We start from the raw sequence: 21,629 nt of genomic DNA, 5'->3' as shown, positions 1-21,629 counted from the left end.
GCCGGTGAGTTTCCTGACTTTGCCACCCGAGATCAACTCGCTGAACATGTTGATCGGTGCGGGATCGGCGCCGATGGCGTCGGTGGCCGCGGCCTGGGACGGTTTGGCGTCCGAGCTCGGCTCGGCGTCGTCGTTTTTCGAGGCGGTGACCTCCGGGCTGATCAACGACGCCTGGCAGGGCCCGGCGTCAACGGCGATGGCCGCAGCGGCGACACCCTACACCGCGTGGCTCAGCGCCGCGGGCACGGCGGCCGAGGCCTCGGCCGCCCAAGCGCGTGCGGTGGTCTCGGCCTATGAGACGGCGCGGTCGATGATCGTGCATCCGGCGTTGATCGCGGGCAACCGTAATTCGTTGGTGTCGTTGGTGGTGTCGAACCTGTTCGGCCAGAACGCGCCGGCGATCGCAGCCGCCGAAGAGATTTACGAGCAGTTCTGGGCCCAGGATGTGGTCGCGATGGTCGACTACTACGGCGGGGCCGCGGCGGCCGCGGCGGGATTGACCCCGTTTGCCAAGGGGCCGTTGGGTCAGTTGGCCGGCGCCAGCGGAATCATCCAGTCCGCAGTCACGCAACTGTCCGGCTTGGCCGGCGGCAATGTCAAAGCCGTCGTCGCAAGCCTGGGTTCCGGGAATCTGAGTGGCCTGAAACTGGGCAGCCTGCTGGGCGGATTCAACCTCAGCGGTGTGCTGAGCAGTTTGCACCTGGGCACCGGCAACCTGGCCAACCTGAACCTGCACAACCTGGGTCTGGGAGGCATCGGCACCGGCGGCGCGGCTGCCGCCGGGTTCGGCGGCGGGTTCGGCCGCCACTTCGGCTCGTGGGGTCACTTCGGCGGCTCGAACCTGCTGATGTCGAGTCTGTCCGGCGGCGCTCTGAGCAACGTCCTGAGCAGCGGTGTCATCGGCAGTGTGCTGAGCACCGGCAGCCTGACCGGCCTGCTGAGCAGCCCGACGGTGAGCAACCTGTTGAGCAGCCCGGCCGTGAGCAGCCTGTTGAGCGGCAAGAGCCTGGCCAACCTGTTGAGCAGCAAGTCGGTGAGCAGCTTGCTGGCCAGTCTGCACGTCAGCACCGGCGACGTGACCAGCGTGCTCAACCAGCTAGGTGTCTCGGGCGCTGGTACGGCAGCCGCAGGTTGGGGTCATCACGGCGCGTGGGGTCACGGTTTCGGCGACTTCGGTGGCGCCGGCCGCGGCCTGGGCTTCCTGACCGGCCTCCTGAACACCGACTTCGTGTCCAACGCGATCAGCAGTGGCAGCGTGAGCGCGCTGTTGAGCGGCACGTCGGTGACCGGTCTGCTGAACAGCTCCGCGGTCAACACCCTGCTCAGCAGCACCACCGTCACCAGCTTGCTGAGCAGCCCGACGGTGAGCAGCCTGCTCAGCAGCCCGACCGTGAGCAGCCTGCTGAGCAGCAAGACGGTCAGCAGCCTGATCGGCAGTCTGCACCTGAGCAACGGAAGCAGCCTGAGCAACCTGCTGACTCAGCTGGGCGTGGGCGCCACCGGTTCGGGCGGGCCTAGTGCCGCTTCGACGCTGTCGACCCCGTGGGGCAATTTCTCGCTGAACCAGATCACGAACTTCGTCGAGACCCACGGTGGCCTGCAGACGGTGCTGAACAACTTGTCGAGTTCGCCGGCTTTTACCAACTGGGTGAACTCCGGGGCGTTGGCCAGCCAGCTGAGCAGTCCCGCGGTGACCAATCTGCTGAGTAGTCCGGCCGTCACTACCCTGGTGAACAGCCCCCCGGTGAGCAGTTTGTTGAGCAGCCCGATGGTGAGCGGCCTGCTGGCCAGCCCGTCGGTGGGCAGTTTGTTGAGCAGTCCGGCGCTGAGCGGCCTGTTGAGCAACACCTCGGTGAGTAGCCTGCTCAGTCATGTGCACCTGACCAACGGCAGCAGCCTGAGCAACCTGTTGTCCCAGTTGGGTAGCAGCGGTAGTGCGGGTGCGGCGGCGTCGGTGTTGTCGACGCCGTGGGGCAACTTCTCGTTGAGTCAGATCACGCGGTTCATCGACACCCATGGTGGGTTGCAGGCCGTGGTGACCAGTCTGTCGAGTTCGCCGGCGTTCACCAACTGGGTGGATTCCGGGGCATTAGCCGCCCAGTTGAACAGCCCCGCGGTGAACACGCTGCTGAGCAGCCCGGCGGTCACCACGGTGACCAGCCTGCTGAGCAGCCCGAGCACGGTCACCAACTTGTTGAGCAGCCCGGTGGTGTCCAACCTGTTGAGCAGCCCCGCCGTGAGTAACCTGCTCAACGGTAAGACGTTGAGCAGTCTGCTCAGCGGCAAGACCCTGACCAGCCTGCTGGACTCCGGGAATCTGAGCAGCTTCTTGTCGCAGCACGTGAACCCCGCGGCCGCGACAGCCGCCGTCACCGATGCCTTCGGCAACACCGGTACCGGCAATATCGGGTTCGGTAATACCGGTGACAACAACATCGGGTTCGGCAATACCGGTAACGGCAACATCGGCATCGGCAATAACGGGTTCGATCTGAACGGGATCCTGAATTCCGGGGTGGGTAACTCGGGGTTGTTCAACACCGGTAGTTACAACACCGGTATCGGCAACTCCGGTATCGCCAATACGGGGTTGTTCAATCCGGGCAGCTTCAACACCGGCATCGGTAACCGCGGCAGCTATAACACCGGCAGCTTCAACCAGGGCAGCTTCAACAGCGGTGACTTCAACGGTGGTGACACCAACACCGGCTGGTTCAACAGCGGCAACCTCAACACCGGTATCGGCAACTCGGGCAACATCAACACCGGTATCGGCAACTCCGGCAACATGAACAACGGGATGTTCATCCGGGGCGACGCTCAGGGCATGCCCGGGTTTACCTACACCGCCCACATCGACGCGATTCCGGTGGACTTCGGGATGCGAATCCCGTTGAACCTGACCATTTCCGGCGGCACCTTCGACATCACTACCCAGCCGTTCACCATTCCCCAATTCCCGCTCACTGTCAGCGGCCTGCTGAGCGGCGGCTACGTCGGTCCGATCAACGTCCCGGTCATCACGGTCAGCGGACCACAGCTGAGCCTGGTCGTCGGCGGCCCGGGATACACACTGTTCGGCGGCATCACCGGCACTGTCGGCCCGATCGATATCCCGTTTGGGATCCCGGCGGGTCCGGGTTTGGGCAACACCACGGCCACCCCGTCGTCGGGATTCTTCAACAGCGGCTCGGGTAGTTCGTCGGGCTTCTTCAACCTGGGTGCCGGCAGTTCGGGGCTGCAGAACATGGGGCTGAGTGCCTCGGGTGTGGGCAACGTGGGCAACATGCTCTCGGGCATGCGCAACCTGGGCAACTCGATGTCGGGCTGGTTCAACGTGAGCTCGCTGGACGCCGCGCAGGCTGCGGTGGTCTCCGGTCTCGGCAACGCGGGCAGTCAGGTGTCGGGTTTGTTCCACGACGCCGTCACCGACTTCACCACTTTCAGCCTGGGGATCGGCAACCAGGGTGGCCTGAACGTGGGTGGGGGCAATATCGGGGCGCTGAACTTCGGCTTCGGCAATGTCGGTGGCAGCAACTTCGGCGGCGGCAACCTGGGCGATCTGAACTTCGGGTTCGGTGATCTGGGCAGCCACAACTTCGGGTTCGGCAACCTCGGTGACGGCAACATCGGGTTCGGTAACTCCGGTAGCGGCAACATCGGCTTCGGTAACACCGGTAACGGCAACATCGGCTTCGGCAACTGGGGTGACGGCAACACCGGCTTGGCCAACTGGGGTAACAACAACTCCGGGATTGGCCTGCTGGGTAGCGGCAATGTCGGCTTCGGTGGGTTGAATGCGGGCACCGACAACATCGGGTTGTTCAACTCCGGTACCGGTAACCGCGGCTTCTTCAACTCCGGCACCGGAAACACCGGTATCGGCAATGCCGGTGACTACAACACCGGTATCGGCAACACCAGCATCGCCAACACCGGTATCGGCAACACCGGCAGCTACAACACCGGCATCGGCAACACCGGCAACCACAACACGGGCAGTTTCAACGTCGGCAGCTTCAACACCGGCGATGCCAACCCGGGCGATCTGAACACCGGCAGCTTCAACGGCGGCAGCATCAACACCGGCTTCGCCAACGCCGGCGACCTCAACACCGGCTCGTTCAACACCGGCAGCATGAACCTGGGTTCGTTCCAACTGGCCGACAGCCAGGGGCTGGACGGCTACAGCATCCCGATCGATTTGCCGGGGATTCCGATCGACCTGGTGGCCCACACTGACGTGGCGATCCCGGTCACCGGTTACATCCACCCGATCACCATCCAACCGATCCCAACTTTCGGCATCCCGGTCCGTGCGCAGATTTCAGTGCTGCTTACCTTCACTTTCGCTGGAACCCTCGCGTCCCCGGTGATCGACCCCATCGTCATCAACCCGATCGTCTTCAACAACCTCTCCGTCGGGGCGAACATCCAGATCCCCGTCGATCTGACACTGCTCGGCCGACTCAACCTGGGTGTACCGGGTCTGCTCGGCATCGGGAACTCGGGCGGATCCGTATCTTCGGGCTACTTCAACGGAGATGCCAACGGGACCTCCGGGTTCTTCAACTCGAGCAACCTGAGTTCGGGCTTCGCCAACGCCAACGGGGCGTTGACGTCGGGCTGGTACAACAACGGCTCGCTGGTCTCCGGGTTCCAGAACCTGGGCAATGCGATTTCGGGCATCGCAAACACCAGCGACGTGGCCGGGGCCGCGTTGATGTCCGGCATCGGCAACATCGGCAACCATCTCTCCGGCATCCTGCAGGGCCAGACACAGCTGTTCTCGCAGTGGGCACAGAACATCTCTCCCTTCCACTTCAACACCGAGGTCGGATAGCAGCTGCTGGGGGCATCTGCCGCGTGACAGACTGGATGCATGGCTGCGCTGTCGGCGGTGGTGTTCACGCTGAGCGGTTGGCTCGGGCTGTATCTGCTGGCCCGCGATCCGCGCAAGCCGGTGCTCGTGCTGGCCGCGGTCGGCTTGTGCGGCTTCGCGTCGGTGGTGGCGCTGGACGCGGTGCGGACCATCAGCGTTCGGCACGCGCACCTGCTCAGCCAGCTCGAGGTCTACCTTGTCGCCGTCCCGGGCGTGGCGTGGTTCGCGGTGCTCCTCGAGCTGGCCCGACCGTCCGATAGCGCCCGGGGCCGCAACCGGGAGATCGTGTTGGTCACCGGGGTTGCCGCGCTGACGCTGCTGGGAGCGGCGATGGCGGGCAACGTCGACGCTCCATTAAGACTCGGGCACTGGCTGATGTGCGCGGTGATCTCACTGTCCACGCTGGGCGCGATGGCGGTCAACGCCGTGCGGCCCACCCGGCCGGCTTCGGTCACCGGGGCCGTCGTGGTGGCGACTCTGTTCTTCGCGCTGGCCAATGCGATTCTGATCATTCCGCTGGGTCTGGTGCCCAGTTGGCTGGCGCTGGCGTCGACGGGTGTCGACGTGTTGTTGCTCGGTGGTGCGGTGGCGCTGTGGGACGCCTTCGACGAGGGTCAGGCGCTGCGTGCCGACATGGCGCGCTCGTTCGCCGGCTGCACGGCGGTGGCGACGCTGTTCGGCGGCCAGGCACTGATCGGCCTGGCGGTGACGCGCGGTGAGCCGGGTGCGCAGACGGCGTTGACCGTGCTGCTGTTCACCAGCCTGGCGATCTCGATCACGGTCCAGGTGCTGGCCGACCCACTGGCCGGACTGCTGGACCGGCTGGCGTTCTCGCGGTCACCCGAGCTGCGGGCCAGCCGGGCCGCGCTGCGCGACGCCGGTGCCGCGTTGCCGCTGCGGTCGCAAGACCCCCTCGTCGACGTCGACGACGACACCTTCGTGCGGCTCACCCGACGGGCGCTGGGCCACTATGGCGATCTGACCAAGTTGGTTGCCAGCCCGCTGACCGCGCTGCCGGTGATCGACGAGCGGCTGGCCGCCCGTGGGGCGCCCGACCACCCGGTGGAGCGGGCCAACGAACTCAAGGCCGTGCTGGCCGACGGCATCGGGCGGCTCAAGCCCCGCGACAGCGGCGACTTCGGCACCACCGAGGAATGGCGTTACTACAACTCGCTGTACTTCCCCTACGTGGTCGGGGTACGCGCGTATGCGCAAAACGCCACCGCGGCCGGCCTGGATCCGACCGCGCGGCAGGCATGGCAATGGCTGGTGACCGAGGTGCCGCAGCGCTCGCTGCACAACTGGCAGAATGCGGCGGCGAAGTTGATCGCCGCCGACCTGCGCGGCCGGGTCGCGGTTACCAGCGACTAGAGTCGCGGTTTCCCAGGCGCCTACCGACAGACGGAGAACAGCTGTGCCGAGCAAACTTCCACCGCCCAAGGTCGTGCAGATGATCGACGCCGCGCGTCATCACTTGGCCCAGTTGCACCGCCGCATGGTGCCCCCGCCGGTCGCGATGATGGAGATGGTCTCCAACGCGTGGGTGTCCCAGGCGATCGTCGCGGCCGCCGAGCTCGGCATCGCCGACGCGCTCGCCGGCGGCCCGTTATCGGCCCAGGAATTGGCGACCGCCGTCAACGCGGACGCCGATGCGCTGCGCCGACTGCTCAGGGCGCTGATCAGCAGAGGCATTTTCCGGCAGCGCCGCGACGGGCGTTACGACCTCACGCCACTTGCCGGCACGCTGCGCCGCGACGCGGAGATCCCGCTCACCGGATGGGCGCGGTGGCTGGGCTCCCCGCAACACCGCGAGCATTGGAGCCATCTCACCGATGCCATCCGCACCGGCCGGTCCGTCATACCCGCGCTGCGCGGCAAACCGGCCTTCGAGTACCTGGCCGCCGAGCCCGAGCTCGGCGAGATCTTCAACCAGGCCATGACGGGCGGATCCGCCTTGTCGATCGGACCGGTGATCGCCGCCTACGACTTCAGCCGGTTCGCCACCATCGTCGACGTCGGCGGCGGCCACGGCCGGCTGCTGGCCGAGATCCTGGCGGCCACCCCGGCGGCGCGCGGCGTGCTGTTCGACCAGCCCCAGGTGGTTGCCGGGGCCCCGGCCGTCCTGGCCGAACGCGGCGTCGCCGAGCGCACCCGGATTGCCGAGGGGTCCTTCTTCGAGTCCGTGCCGGCCGGCGGCGACGCGTACATCCTCAAGAGCGTGATCCACGACTGGCCTGACGACGACGCCGTGCGGATCCTGCGCAATGTGCGGGCGGCGGCCGAGGCCGGCTGCCACCTACTACTGGTCGAGTTCGTGATTCCCAAGCACCACCGGGAATTCGTGGGCAACTGGCTGGACCTGGAGATGTTGATCGCCCTGGACGCACGCGAACGTACCGCCGCCGAGTTCGAGCGATTGTTCGACCGGGCCGGCTTCCAATTGCAGCGGGTGGTGGAGACGGCGTCGCCGTTCAGCGTGCTCGAGGCCCGAGCGGTCTGAGGCCCGCGGCACAAAACTCCTGGTCGCGGCGCAGCTGGCAGTAGATGGCAGCGTCATGCGTCGATCTGGCAGTGCCCGAACGGCACCGTCGAAGCTGTCCGAACCGACCGTGCAAGACAGCTAGGAGCACCCCATGACCGCCATCCCAGGCCCCGCCACCCGGCCCCTCAACGACTCGACGGACTCGCTGCTGCGGTTCGCCATGCGCGCCGACGCCACCCTGACCGGCCTGATGGGCCTGGTGGTGGCCGCCGCCGCCGACCCGATCTCGCGGCTGACCGGCCTGACTTCCGGCCAGGAGTACAGCATGGGCGGCTTCTTCGTGCTCTACGGGCTGGCCGTGTTCAGTCTGGCCGCGCTGCCCGACCTGCGCCGTGCCGGGATCGGCGTCGTGGTGGCCAACCTGGCCTACACCGTGGCGGCGATCGTCGCGGCCGAGCTGGTGCCGATGACGGCGGTCGGCGTGGCCGCGACGCTGGCCTCCGGCGTCTACACCGCGGCGTTCGCGGGACTGCAGTACCTGGGAGTGCGCCGCGTCACGGCGTAACTCCCCTCATGAACCGATGCGGGGTCGCCACCGCCCGAGCGTTGTGGTTGTGGCCCCGCATCGGCATTCGAGCTGGGGAAAGTTACAGCTTGCGCAGCCGCAGCCGGTTGATGGAGTGGTCGGCGTCCTTGCGTAGCACCAGAGTGGCCCGCGGCCGGGTGGGCAGGATGTTCTCCACCAGGTTGGGCCGGTTGATCGACCGCCAGATTTCCTTGGCCGCGACGACGGCCTGCGGGTCCGACAGATCCGAGTAGTGGTGGAAGTGCGATTCCGGGTTGGCGAACGAGGTGCTGCGCATGGCCAGGAACCGCGACACGTACCACTGTTCGATGTCCTCGATCCGGGCGTCGACGTACAGCGAGAAGTCGAACAGGTCCGACACCATCAGCGTCGGACCGGTCTGCAATACGTTGAGTCCTTCCAGAATCAAGATGTCGGGATGACGAACGACGTGTTTGGCGCCGGGGATGATGTCGTAATGCAGGTGTGAATACACCGGTGCGCACGCATATTCCGACCCGGATTTCACCGACGTGACGAAGCGCATCAACGCGCGGCGGTTGTAGCTTTCCGGAAAACCTTTGCGGTGCATCAGATTTCGCCGGTTGAGTTCGGCGTTGGGATACAGGAAGCCGTCGGTGGTCACCAGATCTACCCGCGGGTGGTGATCCCAGCGGGCCAGCAGCGCCTGCAGCACACGGGCCGTCGTCGATTTGCCGACGGCCACGCTGCCCGCCACGCCGATGATGAACGGCACCGGCCGGTCGGGGTTCTGTTGCGGCTCGCCGAGGAATTCCGCGGTGGCGGCGAACAACCGCTGTCGCGCGGCGACCTGCAGGTGGATGAGCCGGGCCAGCGGCAGGTAGACCTCCTCGACCTCCAACAGGTCGATCTGTTCGCCGAGACCACGAAGGCCGATCAGTTCCTCTTCGGTCAGGGCCAGCGGGGTCGCCATACGGAGCGACCGCCATTGTTTTCGGTCGAACTCGACGTATGGGCTCGGCTCGCTCGGCCGCGGCATTGGGCCATTTTTGCAGGACCGTAAGCGGCGCTGACCGTTGGGCCGGTCAAACCGTGCCTGAGCCGGCAAAAGGCACGCTGGATAGACTGACGCACGTGACTGCCGCACCCGATGCCCACGTTTCCGCCCGTGATACCGCCTCGTTGATGTCGTCGCCGCTCGACGAGGTCGACCCCGATATCGCCGAGCTGTTGGGCAAGGAACTGGGGCGCCAGCGCGACACCCTGGAGATGATCGCGTCGGAGAATTTCGTGCCGCGATCGGTGCTGCAGGCGCAGGGCAGCGTGCTGACCAACAAGTACGCCGAGGGTCTGCCGGGCCGGCGCTACTACGGCGGCTGCGAGTACGTCGACGTGGTGGAGAACATCGCCCGCGACCGGGCCAAGGCGCTGTTCGGCGCCGACTTCGCCAATGTGCAGCCGCATTCGGGCGCCCAGGCCAACGCCGCGGTGCTGGCCGCGCTGATGTCGCCGGGGGAGCGGCTGCTGGGCCTGGATCTGGCCAACGGCGGGCACCTGACCCACGGGATGCGGCTGAACTTCTCCGGGAAGTTGTACGAGAACGCCTTTTACGGCGTCGACCCCACCTCGCATCGGGTCGACATGGACGTGGTGCGGGCCCAGGCGCTGCAGTTCCGTCCCCAGGTGATCATCGCGGGCTGGTCGGCCTACCCGCGGATTCTGGACTTCGCGGCGTTCCGGTCCATCGCCGACGAGGTGGGCGCCAAATTGTGGGTCGACATGGCGCATTTCGCCGGCCTGGTCGCCGCGGGGCTGCATCCGTCGCCGGTGCCGCATGCCGACGTGGTGTCCACCACCATCCACAAGACGCTGGGCGGTGGGCGTTCCGGAATGATCATCGGCAAGCAGGAGTACGCCAAGGCGATCAACTCGGCGGTGTTCCCCGGCCAGCAAGGCGGCCCGCTGATGCACATCATCGCCGGCAAGGCGGTGGCGCTGAAGATCGCCGGTACGCCCGAGTTCGCCGAGCGCCAGCAGCGAACCCTCAGCGGGGCCCGGATCCTGGCGGACCGGCTGCTGGCCGACGACGTCGCCAAGGCCGGTGTATCGGTGGTCAGCGGCGGCACCGACGTCCACTTGGTGCTGGTCGACCTGCGTGATTCGCCGCTGGACGGGCAGGCTGCCGAAGATCTGTTGCACGAGGTCGGCATCACGGTCAACCGCAACGCCGTGCCCAACGACCCGCGGCCACCGATGGTCACTTCGGGGCTGCGGATCGGGACGCCCGCACTGGCCACCCGCGGTTTCGGCGACGCCGAGTTCACCGAGGTGGCCGACGTCATCGCCACCGCGCTGGCGGCGGGCGCCTCCGCCGATGTGTCCGGCCTGCGCGCCCGGGTGACCCGCCTGGCCAGGGAGTTCCCGCTCTACGACGGGCTCGAGGACTGGAGCCTGGTCGGGCGCTAGCTGGCGCCGGAGCAACCGTCTCCGGTCTGCAATTCCAGCCTGTTCGGCTTCACCTAACTGTGACGCGACACGGCGCGCGCAGAGTTGAAAGAACCTGTGTCAGCGGGTTACAGTTACCGCATGGCACAGAAACCTGTCGCTAACGCGCTCACTCTGGAACTCGAGCCTGTGGTGGAAGCCAACGTGGACCGCCACCTGCGCACCGAGGACATCTGGTTCGCCCACGATTACGTGCCGTTCGACCGCGGCGAGAACTTCGCGTTCCTCGGCGGACGGGACTGGGATCCCTCCCAGGCGACCCTGCCGCGCTCGATCACCGACGCCTGCGAGATCCTGCTGCTGCTCAAGGACAACCTGGCCGCGCATCACCGCGAGTTCGTCGAGCACTTCATCCTCGAGGACTACTGGGGACGCTGGATCGGCCGCTGGACCGCCGAAGAGCACCTGCATGCGATCGCCCTGCGCGAGTACCTGGTGGTGACCCGCGAGGTCGACCCGACCGCCAACGAACAGGCCCGCGTCCAGTACGTGATGAAGGGCTACCGTGCCGAGCACTACTCGCAGGTCGAGACCCTGGTCTACATGGCCCTGTCGGAGCGTTCGTACGGCACCTTCTGCCGCAACCTCGCCGCCCGGATCGAAGAGCCGATCCTGGCCGGGCTGATCGACCGGATCGCCCGGGACGAAGCGCGGCACGAGGAGTTCTTCGCCAACCTGGTCGCCCATCTGCTCGACTACACCCACGACGAGACGATCGCGGCGATCGCCGCCCGCGCGGCCGACCTCGAGGTGCCCGGCGCCGACATCGAGGCCTACGCCGACAAGCTGCAAAACGTCGCCGACGCCGGCATCTTCGACGCGGCGCAGCTGCAGCAGGTGATCTCCGAGCGGATCACCGCCTGGGGGCTGGCCGACGAGCCGGCGCTCAAGCAGTTCGTCACCGACTGACCCGATCTCGCCGATCGGCGTATTGCATTTTGCGTGTCACGGTTTTGTCTCGGCGCGCCTGCGCTGCGGGGGTGCGGCCACCGGAGTAGCGTCCCCCTCGATGGCCAGCGACTTGCTCTGCTGCCAGGGCGGCACTCCCGGTTTCTGCACCGGTAACCACACCGGTCGTAGGAAAGGCAGGACCGGACCCGGTCCTGGTGCCGCGGCCCCCGCCGACACGCTCGCGTGGGTCCGCCCGAGCGCTATCCGCTCGAGGAGCGCCCCGTGACCGAAACCCGGACGTACGTGCTCGACACCTCCGTACTGCTGTCCGACCCCTGGGCTTGCAGTCGGTTTGCCGAGCACGAGGTGGTGGTTCCGCTGGTTGTGATCAGCGAACTGGAAGCCAAACGTCACCACCACGAGCTGGGATGGTTCGCCCGCCAGGCGTTGCGGTTGTTCGACGACCTGCGTCTTGAGCACGGCCGGTTGGATCAGCCGATTCCGGTTGGCGCGCAGGGCGGTTCGCTGCACGTCGAGCTCAACCACACCGACCCGTCGGTGCTGCCGGCAGGGTTCCGGACCGACAGCAACGACTCGCGGATCCTGAGCTGTGCCGCCAACCTGGCCGCCGAGGGCAAGCGGGTCACGTTGGTGAGCAAGGACATTCCGCTGCGGGTCAAGGCCGCCGCGGTCGGGTTGCCGGCCGACGAGTACCACGCACAGGACGTGGTGGTGTCCGGCTGGTCGGGGATGCGCGAGATCGAGGTGGCCGCCGAGGACATCGGCGAGTTGTTCGCCGACGGCGAGATCGACCTGGCCGAGGCCCGGGATATGCCGTGCCACACCGGGGTTCGGCTGCTCGGCGGTAGCTCGCACGCGCTGGGCCGGGTGACCCCTGCCAAACGCGTCCAACTGGTCCGCGGTGACCGGGAGGTGTTCGGCCTGCGGGGCCGCTCCGCCGAGCAGCGCGTTGCGCTGGACCTGCTGCTGGACGAGTCGGTGGGCATCGTCTCGCTCGGCGGCAAAGCCGGCACTGGAAAGTCGGCGCTGGCCTTGTGTGCCGGGCTGGAAGCCGTGTTGGAGCGGCGCACCCAGCGCAAGGTGGTGGTGTTCCGGCCCCTGTACGCCGTCGGCGGCCAGGAGCTGGGCTACCTGCCCGGCAGCGAGAGCGACAAGATGGGCCCGTGGGCGCAGGCGGTGTTCGACACGCTGGAAGGGCTGGCCAGCCCGGCCGTCCTCGAGGAGGTGCTGTCCCGCGGCATGCTCGAGGTGCTGCCGCTGACCCACATCCGCGGCCGGTCGCTGCACGACTCGTTCGTGATCGTCGACGAGGCGCAGTCGCTGGAACGCAACGTGCTGCTCACCGTGCTGTCCAGGCTGGGCACCGGATCCCGGGTGGTACTCACCCACGACATCGCGCAGCGCGACAACCTGCGGGTGGGCCGGCACGACGGGGTGGCCGCGGTGATCGAGAAGCTCAAGGGTCATCCGCTGTTCGCGCACATCACGCTGCTGCGCAGCGAGCGGTCGCCGATCGCGGCGCTGGTCACCGAGATGCTCGAGGAAATCGCCGGTCCGAACTGAGCGCTCGGCCGGCCGGGACGGCGTTTCGGTAAACTTTCCCGGTGCCGAAACGACCCGACAACCAGGCCTGGCGCTACGGGCGCATGGTCTTCGGTGTGGTCGTGGCCGCGGCCGTCCTGGTGATCGGTGGCCTGACCGGCCACGTCACCCGGGCCGACGACGCGAACTGTGCGGTGGTCAAGTGCATCGCGCTGACCTTCGACGACGGTCCCGGTCCCTACACGGACCGGTTACTGCAGATCCTGCGGGACAACGACGCCAAGGCCACGTTCTTCCTGATCGGCAACAAGGTGGCCGCCAACCCGTCGGGCGCCAAGCGGATCGCCGACGCGGGCATGGAGATCGGCAGCCACACCTGGGAACACCCCAACATGACGACGATCCCGCCCGAGGACATCGCCGCCCAGTTCGCCCGCGCCAACGACGCCATCACCGCCGCGACCGGACGAACACCGGTGCTGTATCGGCCCGCGGGCGGGCTGTCCAACCCGGCGGTGCGCCAGACCGCCGCCACGTTCGGCCTGGCCGAGATCCTGTGGGACGTCATCCCGTTCGACTGGGCCAACGACGCCAACACCGCGGCGACGCGGCAGGTGCTGATGACTCAGATCAAACCGGGGTCGGTGGTGCTGTTCCACGACACCTACTCCAGCACCGTCGACCTGGTCTACCAGTTCATCCCGGTGCTCAAGGCCAACGGCTATCACCTGGTCACGGTCAGTGAGCTGCTCGGCCCCCGCGCGCCGGGCAGCAGCTACGGCAGCCGGGAAAACGGTCCGCCCGCCAACCAGTTGCACGACATCCCGGCCGCGCAGATACCGGCGTTGCCCAACACGCCGTCGCCGAAGCCGATGCCGAACTTCCCGATCACCGATATTCCGGGGCAGAACTCCGGCGGACCGAACAACGGTGCCTGACGACTCGGGACCCAAGTCGGCCCTGCGCTTGTCGCTGCAGTATGCAGCCGACCTGAGCCTGGCCTACGTGCTGGCCGTGATCGACGCTGCCGCCATTCTGATCCCGCTGCGCGGGCACACTCTCGGCGTGGCCGACGCCGACTTCGCCGAGCGGAACACGGCTTTGGTGGCGCTGCTGGTGGTGTTGAGCACCGTGACAGTGGCGGTCGCCGGGCCGCTGATCCTGGCGCCCACGCTGCGCTGGTATGTGGCCGGTGCCGAGCCCACCGCCGAACAACGCGATGCCGCAATGAAAATCGCCGGCAAGCAGTCGGCGTTGCTGGCGGGGGTCTGGATCGGCAGCGGCGCGATCCTGTTGCTGGTCAACCGTGCCGGCGGTGGGGCGCTGCTGGTGCCGATCCTGCTGGGAGTGGCATTGGGCGGCGCGGCGGCTGCCGGCACGGGTCTGTTGCTGGCGCAGCGCACGCTGCGGCCGATCATGGGCGTCGCGACCCGGGGTTGCGAACCGCGACTGGTGGTGCCGGGGGTGCTCGCCCGGCTGGTCCTGCTGTGGTTTCTGTGCAGCGCGTTGCCCATCGGCGTCATCGCGACCTTCGTGGGTTTGCGGTCCGCCGGTTGGCTCATCGACCGGTCCGCGGCCCTGGACGTGCCGGTGCTGGTGGTGTCGCTGGCCGCGCTGGTTCTGGGGCTGCCGACGATGATCCTGACGTCGCGGTCGATCTCCGACCCGGTGGGCGAAGTCGCCGACGCGATGGCCGAAATCGAGCACGGCCACATGGGCACCTATGTCGGGGTGTACGAACGTTCCCAAATCGGGCGTCTGCAAAGCGGATTCAACCGGATGGTCACCGGTTTGGAGGAACGCGAGCGGATCCGTGACTTGTTCGGCCGGCACGTCGGGACCGATGTGGCCCGGCGCGCTTTGGAGGAAGGCTCCTCGCTCTCCGGCGACGTGGTGGAGGCGGCGGTCCTCTACATCGACCTGGTCGGATCCACCGGGCTCGCCGAAAGCCTTCCGCCGCAAGAGGTTGCCGAGGTGCTCAACGACTTCTTCCGGATCGTCGTCGACACCGTGCACGAATTCCGGGGTTTGATCAACAAATTCGAGGGCGACGCCGCCCTGGTGATCTTCGGCGCGCCCTTGCGCTCCGAACAGCCGGCCTCCGACGCGCTGGCCACGGCGCGTGCGCTGGCGGCCAAGCTGCGCCGACTTCCGTTGGTGGACTTCGGGATCGGTGTCTCCGCCGGCCGCGTGTTCGCGGGCAACATCGGTGCGGAGAACCGCTACGAGTACACCGTGATCGGCGACGCCGTCAACGAAGCCGCGCGGTTGGCCGACCTGGCCAAGACCTCGGATCGGCGAATCCTGTGCTCGGGCGCCGCGATCGAACGCGCCGAAACGGCCGAGCGCAAACGCTGGAGCGAGCGCTATTCCACGGTGCTGCGCGGCCGCTCCGAACCCACCCACGTCTCGGCGCCGGTGGGCGACGACTGAGCCTGCCCGGCTGCGCTACTTCTTGGTGACCTTCAGCGCCGCGATGGCGCCGTCGACGATGGCCTGCGACGCCGAGTCGCCGATCGGCACCGCACCCAGGAAGATGGTCACCGGTTTGGTGTTCACCGCGACGATGGTGACGGTGTCGCCCTTGACCCCGCGCGAGGCGTCACCGATGGCGACGTCGGCCTGCACCTTGGCGGCCTTGACGCCGTCGACGGTGATAGACGACGTGTTCTTGGGGCCCAGCGAGGGCGAAACCTGGTTGTAGCCGGGTCCGGCGGCGACGCAGTCCAGCAGTTTGGACGCTTGGGCGCTGACGTCCATGCTGGTCACGAAGTTGGTCACGGCCACTTCGACCTGCATCATCCACTGGTTGCCGCCGGCCACCTCTTTGGCCAGGCCCGCTCCGTCGATCAGGTTCGGGTTCTGGTCGTCGATGTAGGGCTGCCACCCGGACGCCACGCTGGCCGGGAAGGACAGCGTGCCGGCGGTCACCGTGTCGCCGGTGGGCATGGCGCCACCGGACACGTTCGGGGTGCAATCGGTGGCCGTCTGCTGGCCGCTGCCCGGACCTGAGGTCTCGGTAGTGGTGCTCGGCGAGGATGTCGCGGACGTTGAGCTCTTGCCGCTGTTGAGGGAGACGACCAGGACCACTACCAGGATGATCGCGCCCAGCACCGCGATGCCGCCGACGATCAGCCAGGGCAGCTTGGAGTTCTTCGGCGGCGGCCCCGGCGGGTAGGGCCCACCCGGGCCACCCGGGCCACCCGGTCCGACGGGTCCGCCCGGCCAGCCGGGCGGCTGTTGGCCGGGCTGGGTGAATTGTTGCGGAGGGTAGCCGGGGTTGCCGTAGGGGTCGGTGCCGTATGGGGCGGCGGGCTGCTGGTAGGGGTAGGGGGCGGCCTGGGTGGGTTCAGCCGGCTGTCCGCTCCATTCCGGCGGCTGTCCACTCCAATAAGGTTGCTGCCCATACGGATTCGTTCCGTAGGGGTCCTGACCGTAGGGACCGCCGGGAGGCACCGTCATATCTCAACCACTCTCACTTCTCGTCGGCCGCCCCGTCGGGCGGCAACGCAACCGCGTCAGCGCAATTATGCGGGTGGGCTGGATGCGATGCTAGTTCTCGTCGGTCGTCTCGACCTTGGCCATCGCCAGAACATCCAGGCGGCGGTCGAGTTCCTCGATCGAGAGCTTGTCCCCGATCAGGCCGCGGTCGATGACGGTCTGGCGAATCGTCTTGCGCTCTTTGAGGGCTTGTTTGGCCACCGCGGCGGCTTCTTCGTAACCGATCGCCGAGTTCAGCGGCGTCACGATGGACGGCGACGACTCGGCGAGCTCACGCAGGTGCTCGACGTTGGCCTTGAGTCCCACGATGCAGCGCTCGGCGAACAGCTTTGACACGTTGGTCAGCAGCTTGAACGATTCGAGCAGGTTGCGGGCCATCATCGGGATGTAGACGTTGAGTTCGAACGCGCCGGAGAGCCCGCCGACGGCGACTGCGGCGTCGTTGCCGATCACCTGCGCGGCGACCTGGGTGACCGCTTCCGGCAGAACGGGATTCACCTTGCCCGGCATGATCGAGCTGCCCGGTTGCAGGTCGGGCAGCTGAATCTCGGCCAGGCCGGTCAGCGGGCCCGACCCCATCCAGCGGATGTCGTTGGCGATCTTGGTCAGTGACACCGCGATGGTGCGCAACGCTCCGGACGCCTCGACCAGTCCGTCGCGGGTCGCTTGTGCTTCGAAAGAGTTTGTGGCCGTGCGTAATTCGGATAGCCCGGTCTGCTCAACCAGTACCGCGACCACCCGGACGCCGAAACCGTCGGGGGCATTGAGGCCGGTGCCGACGGCGGTGCCGCCGATGGCCAGTTCACCGAGGCGGGGCAGCGACGCGCGCACCCTTTCGATGCCGGCCTCGATCTGGCGGGCGTAGCCGCTGAACTCCTGGCCCAGTGTCACCGGCACGGCATCCATCAGGTGGGTGCGTCCCGACTTGACCACCGTCTGCCACTCGAGTGCCTTGTCCGCCAACGCGCCCTGCAGAATCTCCAGCGCCGGAATCAGGTGACTCACCGCGGCTTCGGTGGCCGCGATGTGGGTGGCAGTCGGGAACGTGTCGTTGGACGACTGCGACATGTTGACGTCGTCGTTGGGGTGCACGGTGACCCCGTTGGCGGCCGCGATGGACGCAATCACCTCGTTGGTGTTCATGTTCGAGCTGGTGCCCGAGCCGGTTTGGAAGACGTCGATGGGGAACTGGTCGTCGTGGCGGCCGTCGGCGATCTCGGCGGCCGCGGCGATGATCGCGTCGGCCTTCTCCGGCGCCAGCAGTCCGAGGTCCTTATTGACCTGCGCGCAGGCGCCCTTGAGCAGGCCCAGCGCCCGGATCTGGGTGCGCTCCAGGCCCCGCCCGGAGATCGGGAAGTTCTCCACCGCACGCTGGGTTTGGGCGCGCCACAACGCTTTTGCCGGTACCCGCACCTCGCCCATGGTGTCGTGCTCGATGCGGTATTCGCCTTCTTCGGCCATAGCTCTGGGGTTTCCTTAGCTTGTCGGGGGTTACGGCAGGGGGTAGGCGGCGTTGGTGTCGCCGGTGAAGTCGATCGCCGAGTATTCGTTGAGCTTGGACAACCGGTGGTAAGCCTCGATCATGCGCACGGTCCCGGACTTGGAGCGCATCACGATGGACTGGGTGGTGCAGCCGCCGGGCTGGTACCGCACCCCCTTGAGGAGGTCGCCGTCGGTGACCCCGGTGGCGCAGAAGAAGACGTTGTCCCCCGAGACGAGGTCCCGGGTGGTCAGCACCCGATCAACGTCGTGGCCGGCGTCGAGCGCCTTGCGGCGCTCGGCCTCGTCGGTGGGCGCCAACTGGGCCTGAATCGCCCCGCCCATGCATCGGATGGCGGCGGCGGTGATGATGCCCTCCGGGGTGCCGCCGATGCCGGCCAGCATGTCGGTGCCCGAGCCGGGCCGGCACGCGGAGATGGCGCCGGCGACGTCGCCGTCGGTGATCAGCCGGATGCGCGCCCCGGTATCACGGACGTCGGCGATCAGCTGCGCGTGCCGTGGGCGGTCCAGGATGCAGACGGTCATGTCGGCCGGCGAGAGTCCCTTGACCTTGGCAACCGCCCGGATGTTCTCGGCGATCGGCGCCGTGATGTCCAGCACGTCGGCGGCCTCGGGCCCGACGGCGATCTTGTTCATGTAGAACACCGCCGACGGGTCGAACATGGCGCCACGGTCGGCCACCGCCAGCACTGAGATGGCGTTGGGCATCCCTTTGCTCATCAGGGTGGTGCCGTCGATCGGGTCGACGGCGAAGTCGCATTCGGGCCCGTCGCCGTTGCCCACCTCTTCGCCGTTGTAGAGCATCGGCGCCTCGTCTTTTTCACCCTCGCCGATCACCACGACCCCGCGCATCGACACCGAATTCACCAGCTGGCGTATCGCGTCGACCGCGGCGCCGTCGCCGCCCTCCTTGTCGCCGCGGCCCACCCACCGGCCCGCAGCCATGGCGCCGGCCTCGGTGACCCGCACCAGTTCCATGGCCAGGTTGCGGTCGGGGGCTTCGCCCCGGGACGGTCGCGCGGGCGACCCACCGGCCACGGTCGAGCCGGATCCCTGTGCAGTCACGGTTGGTGCCCCTTCCTTCATTCGCTGGTGATTGTCCCAGAAGCAGAACGCCGGTCTGGAGCTGGGATACTCGGGGGGTGACCTCCGAGCCGCAGCCGACGCCCAAGCCGGCCAAGCCACGGTTGCTGCAGGACGGCCGGGACATGTTCTGGTCGCTGGCGCCGCTGGTGTTGGGCTGCATCCTGTTGGCCGGCATGGTCGGGATGTGTTCGATCGCCCCGGGTGGGACGAACCGGGGCAAGGTCCCGTCCTACGACGCGGCCGGGGCGCTGAAGGCCGACGCGGCCACGCTGGGTTTTCCGATCCGGCTGCCCCAACTGCCGCAGGACTGGAAGCCCAATTCGGGAGGTCGGGGCGGTATCGACGCCGGCCGAACCGACGCGGCCGCGGGCCAGAAGCTGCACGCATCCACCTCGACCGTCGGCTACATCAGCCCGACGGGGATGTATCTGAGCCTCACCCAGAGCAATGCCGACGAGGACAAACTGGTCGGCTCCATCCACCCCGGCATGTACCCGACCGGAACGGTCGACGTCGCCGGCATCAGCTGGGTCGTCTACCAGGGCGCCGACCAGAACGGCGCGGTGGAACCGGTGTGGACCACCCGGCTGGCCAGCCCGGCCGGCCCCACACAGGTCGCCATCACCGGCGCCGGCACGCCGGATCAGTTCCGTACGCTGGCGGCGGCGACACAGTCTCAGCAACCGCTGCCCAACAAGTAGGAGGGGTTTACGCGTGGACGCACCCGAGGCGGACCTGTCCGGCTGGTCGGCCGCACCGTTCACCGGTGCCGGCTACACCCACGACGTGTACCGGAAGGGATCGGGTCCCGGGGTGGTGCTGATCCCGGAGATGCCGGGCATCCATCCGGGGGTGTTGGCCTTGGGGAATCACTTGGTGGACCACGGATTCACCGTCGCCATTCCGTCGTTGTTCGGCGAGCCGGGCAAGCCGCGGTCGGTGCCCTACATCGTTGCCGAGATCACCCGGGCTTGTGTGGCGAAGGAATTCGCCGCGATGGCCACCAACAAACAGCGGCCGGTATCGCTGTTCCTGCGCGCCCTGGCCCGCGACCTCAGCGCGTCGACGCCGGGCCAGGGCGTGGGTGTGATCGGGCAGTGCTTCACCGGCGGGTTCGCTCTCGCCGCTGCCGTCGACGACAGTGTGCTCGCCCCGGTACTCAGCCAGCCGTCGGTGCCGTTTCCGCTGACCGCCAAGCAGCGCCGCGATCCCGGGCTCAGTGAATCAGAGCTGAGCGTGGTCGCCGGGCGCTGCGCCGACGAAGGCTTGTGTGCTATGGGATTACGCTTCAGCGCGGACAAGATGGCACCCGGCGAAAGGTTTGCCACTCTCAAAGCGCGCCTCGGGGACGCGTTCGAGGTGATCGAGATCGACTCCGGTCCCGGCAACGAACACGGGTTCGGCCGCATGGCGCACTCGGTGCTCACCGACGAGGTCCGCGAGGTCGACGGGCAGCCCGCCTACCAGGCGCGCAAGCGCGTCGTCGAGTTCCTCACCCAGCGTCTGACTTAGCTCGCCCGGGCAGCCATCCGCGCCGAACGGGCTTGTCCTCCAAGGGTTTCAACTCGACACCCTTGTACACCGCCAGGTAGACGTCGATGGTGGTGACGATGACGATCATCAGCACCGGCCCGATGATGATGCCCCACGGCCCGAACATGGAGATGCCGGCGAACACCGAGAGCAGCATCAGCGCCGGGTTCAGCCGGGCGTCGCGCGGCACCAGGATGGGCCGCAGAAAGTTGTCGACGTTGGTGACCACGATCAGATGGAACAGCACCACGAACAGGCCGCCGCCGATGTTGCCGAAGAACATCATGCCGATGCCGAACGGGATGGTGACGATGCCGCCGCCCAGCGGGATGATCGACAACGCCGTCAGCAGGATCGCGAAGATGAAGAAGCCGTGGTGGAACCCGGCGAGATAGACCGAGGCGGCACCGGCCACGCCCTGAAAAAAGGCGATCACGAACTGGCCGTTGACGGTGCCGCGCACCATCGAGCCCATCTTCTGCAGATACAGGTCGGTGACTTCTTCGCCGAGCGGGTTGAGCTGGCCGATCAGGGTGCGCAGCTTGTCGCGGTTCACCAGCATCGCGACGAAGACGTACAAGAAGATGATGGCCGAGGTGATCACTCCGGCCAGGCTGCCGGCGGTGCTCTGCAGGACGCTCAGCAGCCAGTGGCCGGCGTTCTGCGCGGCCGAGACCATCGCCTTGCGCAGTGTTTCGGCGGTGACGGTGACGTGGGCGAACGGCACGTGGCTCAGCAGGTCGTTCACCAGATTCAAGGCCTTGTCGCCGAGGCTGTTGGTGCCGGTCGAGCGCACCCAGCCGGCTACCGAGTCGACCATCCGGGCGATCTGTACGACCGCCAGCGTCACCAGTAGCCCGACCGGCACGATCACCATCAGCAGCGCCGACAGCAGTGTGCAGGTGGCCGACAGTCCGGTGTTGAGGCGTTTGTTGAACCAGTTGAACAGCGGCGTGAACAGGTAGGCGCCGACGGCGGCCACCACGATCAGGACGAAGTGGTTGCGCAGGAAGTACGCGCCGAACAGCAGGGCGACGATGGTGGTCACCGCCAGCGCGCGCTTCTGAGCGGGCGTGAATTCGGTGTTCATGCCGGGTCCGCGACCACCCTCCGTGTCGGTGTTGGCCGCAACCCTAGCG

Annotated in this window: 16 protein-coding genes; 11 read left to right on the top strand and 5 right to left on the bottom strand. The window is 67.2% G+C overall.

Annotated elements, in window-relative coordinates; genetic code table 11:
• The first annotated feature begins 4 nt into the window (after positions 1–4).
• The 4 genes from L6444_RS24080 to L6444_RS24065 all read left to right on the top strand — a co-directional run bounded on the left by L6444_RS24080 (position 5) and on the right by L6444_RS24065 (position 7,929).
• Positions 5–4,843 carry a PPE family protein gene (locus L6444_RS24080; RefSeq protein WP_236977676.1) on the top strand — a complete coding sequence of 1,613 codons (4,839 nt, stop codon included), beginning with the start codon at positions 5–7 and terminating at the stop codon, positions 4,841–4,843.
• 39 nt (positions 4,844–4,882) lie between these two features.
• Positions 4,883–6,253 carry a hypothetical protein gene (locus L6444_RS24075; RefSeq protein WP_236977675.1) on the top strand — a complete coding sequence of 457 codons (1,371 nt, stop codon included), beginning with the start codon at positions 4,883–4,885 and terminating at the stop codon, positions 6,251–6,253.
• Between the two features lie 79 nt (positions 6,254–6,332).
• Positions 6,333–7,382 carry an acetylserotonin O-methyltransferase gene (locus L6444_RS24070; RefSeq protein WP_236984386.1) on the top strand — a complete coding sequence of 350 codons (1,050 nt, stop codon included), beginning with the start codon at positions 6,333–6,335 and terminating at the stop codon, positions 7,380–7,382.
• 133 nt (positions 7,383–7,515) lie between these two features.
• A complete protein-coding gene (locus tag L6444_RS24065) occupies positions 7,516–7,929 on the top strand; it encodes a hypothetical protein (protein WP_236977673.1) in 414 nt (137 codons plus the stop codon).
• A gap of 82 nt (positions 7,930–8,011) precedes the next feature.
• Here L6444_RS24065 and coaA read toward each other — a convergent pair whose 3' ends face one another.
• Entirely contained in the window at positions 8,012–8,950 is a 939-nt protein-coding gene (coaA, locus tag L6444_RS24060) for a type I pantothenate kinase (protein WP_236977672.1), read from the bottom strand.
• Between the two features lie 146 nt (positions 8,951–9,096).
• On the opposite strand from coaA, the gene glyA reads away from it, so the two are divergent.
• The 5 genes from glyA to L6444_RS24035 all read left to right on the top strand — a co-directional run bounded on the left by glyA (position 9,097) and on the right by L6444_RS24035 (position 15,303).
• A complete protein-coding gene (glyA, locus tag L6444_RS24055; RefSeq protein ID WP_236984384.1) occupies positions 9,097–10,377 on the top strand; it encodes a serine hydroxymethyltransferase in 1,281 nt (426 codons plus the stop codon).
• A gap of 120 nt (positions 10,378–10,497) precedes the next feature.
• Positions 10,498–11,325, top strand: a complete 828-nt coding sequence (locus tag L6444_RS24050) for an acyl-ACP desaturase (protein WP_236977671.1) — start codon at positions 10,498–10,500, stop codon at positions 11,323–11,325.
• Positions 11,326–11,589: 264 nt separating this feature from the next.
• Complete coding sequence (locus L6444_RS24045; RefSeq protein ID WP_236977670.1) at positions 11,590–12,891, top strand: PhoH family protein; 1,302 nt, start codon at positions 11,590–11,592, stop codon at positions 12,889–12,891.
• A 41-nt stretch (positions 12,892–12,932) separates the two neighbouring features.
• Complete coding sequence (locus L6444_RS24040) at positions 12,933–13,808, top strand: polysaccharide deacetylase family protein (RefSeq protein WP_236977669.1); 876 nt, start codon at positions 12,933–12,935, stop codon at positions 13,806–13,808.
• Between the two features lie 52 nt (positions 13,809–13,860).
• Entirely contained in the window at positions 13,861–15,303 is a 1,443-nt protein-coding gene (locus tag L6444_RS24035) for an adenylate/guanylate cyclase domain-containing protein (RefSeq protein ID WP_236984382.1), read from the top strand.
• Between the two features lie 15 nt (positions 15,304–15,318).
• Here L6444_RS24035 and L6444_RS24030 read toward each other — a convergent pair whose 3' ends face one another.
• From L6444_RS24030 to glpX, 3 genes are all read right to left on the bottom strand, one after another.
• Complete coding sequence (locus tag L6444_RS24030) at positions 15,319–16,332, bottom strand: hypothetical protein (protein WP_236977668.1); 1,014 nt, start codon at positions 16,330–16,332, stop codon at positions 15,319–15,321.
• A 90-nt stretch (positions 16,333–16,422) separates the two neighbouring features.
• A complete protein-coding gene (locus L6444_RS24025) occupies positions 16,423–17,832 on the bottom strand; it encodes a class II fumarate hydratase (RefSeq protein WP_236977667.1) in 1,410 nt (469 codons plus the stop codon).
• 30 nt (positions 17,833–17,862) lie between these two features.
• Entirely contained in the window at positions 17,863–18,936 is a 1,074-nt protein-coding gene (gene glpX / locus L6444_RS24020; protein ID WP_236977666.1) for a class II fructose-bisphosphatase, read from the bottom strand.
• Positions 18,937–19,013: 77 nt separating this feature from the next.
• On the opposite strand from glpX, the gene L6444_RS24015 reads away from it, so the two are divergent.
• Entirely contained in the window at positions 19,014–19,658 is a 645-nt protein-coding gene (locus L6444_RS24015; protein WP_236977665.1) for a DUF4245 domain-containing protein, read from the top strand.
• A gap of 13 nt (positions 19,659–19,671) precedes the next feature.
• Complete coding sequence (locus tag L6444_RS24010; RefSeq protein ID WP_236977664.1) at positions 19,672–20,469, top strand: dienelactone hydrolase family protein; 798 nt, start codon at positions 19,672–19,674, stop codon at positions 20,467–20,469.
• On the opposite strand, the gene L6444_RS24005 is transcribed toward L6444_RS24010, so the two are convergent.
• Entirely contained in the window at positions 20,450–21,580 is a 1,131-nt protein-coding gene (locus L6444_RS24005) for an AI-2E family transporter (RefSeq protein WP_236977663.1), read from the bottom strand. The two genes, L6444_RS24010 and L6444_RS24005, sit on opposite strands and share 20 nt — an antisense overlap.
• Positions 21,581–21,629: the final 49 nt, after the last annotated feature.

It is taken from the genome of Mycobacterium kiyosense (genome assembly GCA_021654635.1).
Classification (GTDB): Bacteria; Actinomycetota; Actinomycetes; order Mycobacteriales; family Mycobacteriaceae; genus Mycobacterium; species Mycobacterium kiyosense.
The sequence above is the reverse complement of the archived record's forward strand: the minus strand, read 5'-3'. Positions and strand labels throughout refer to the sequence as shown.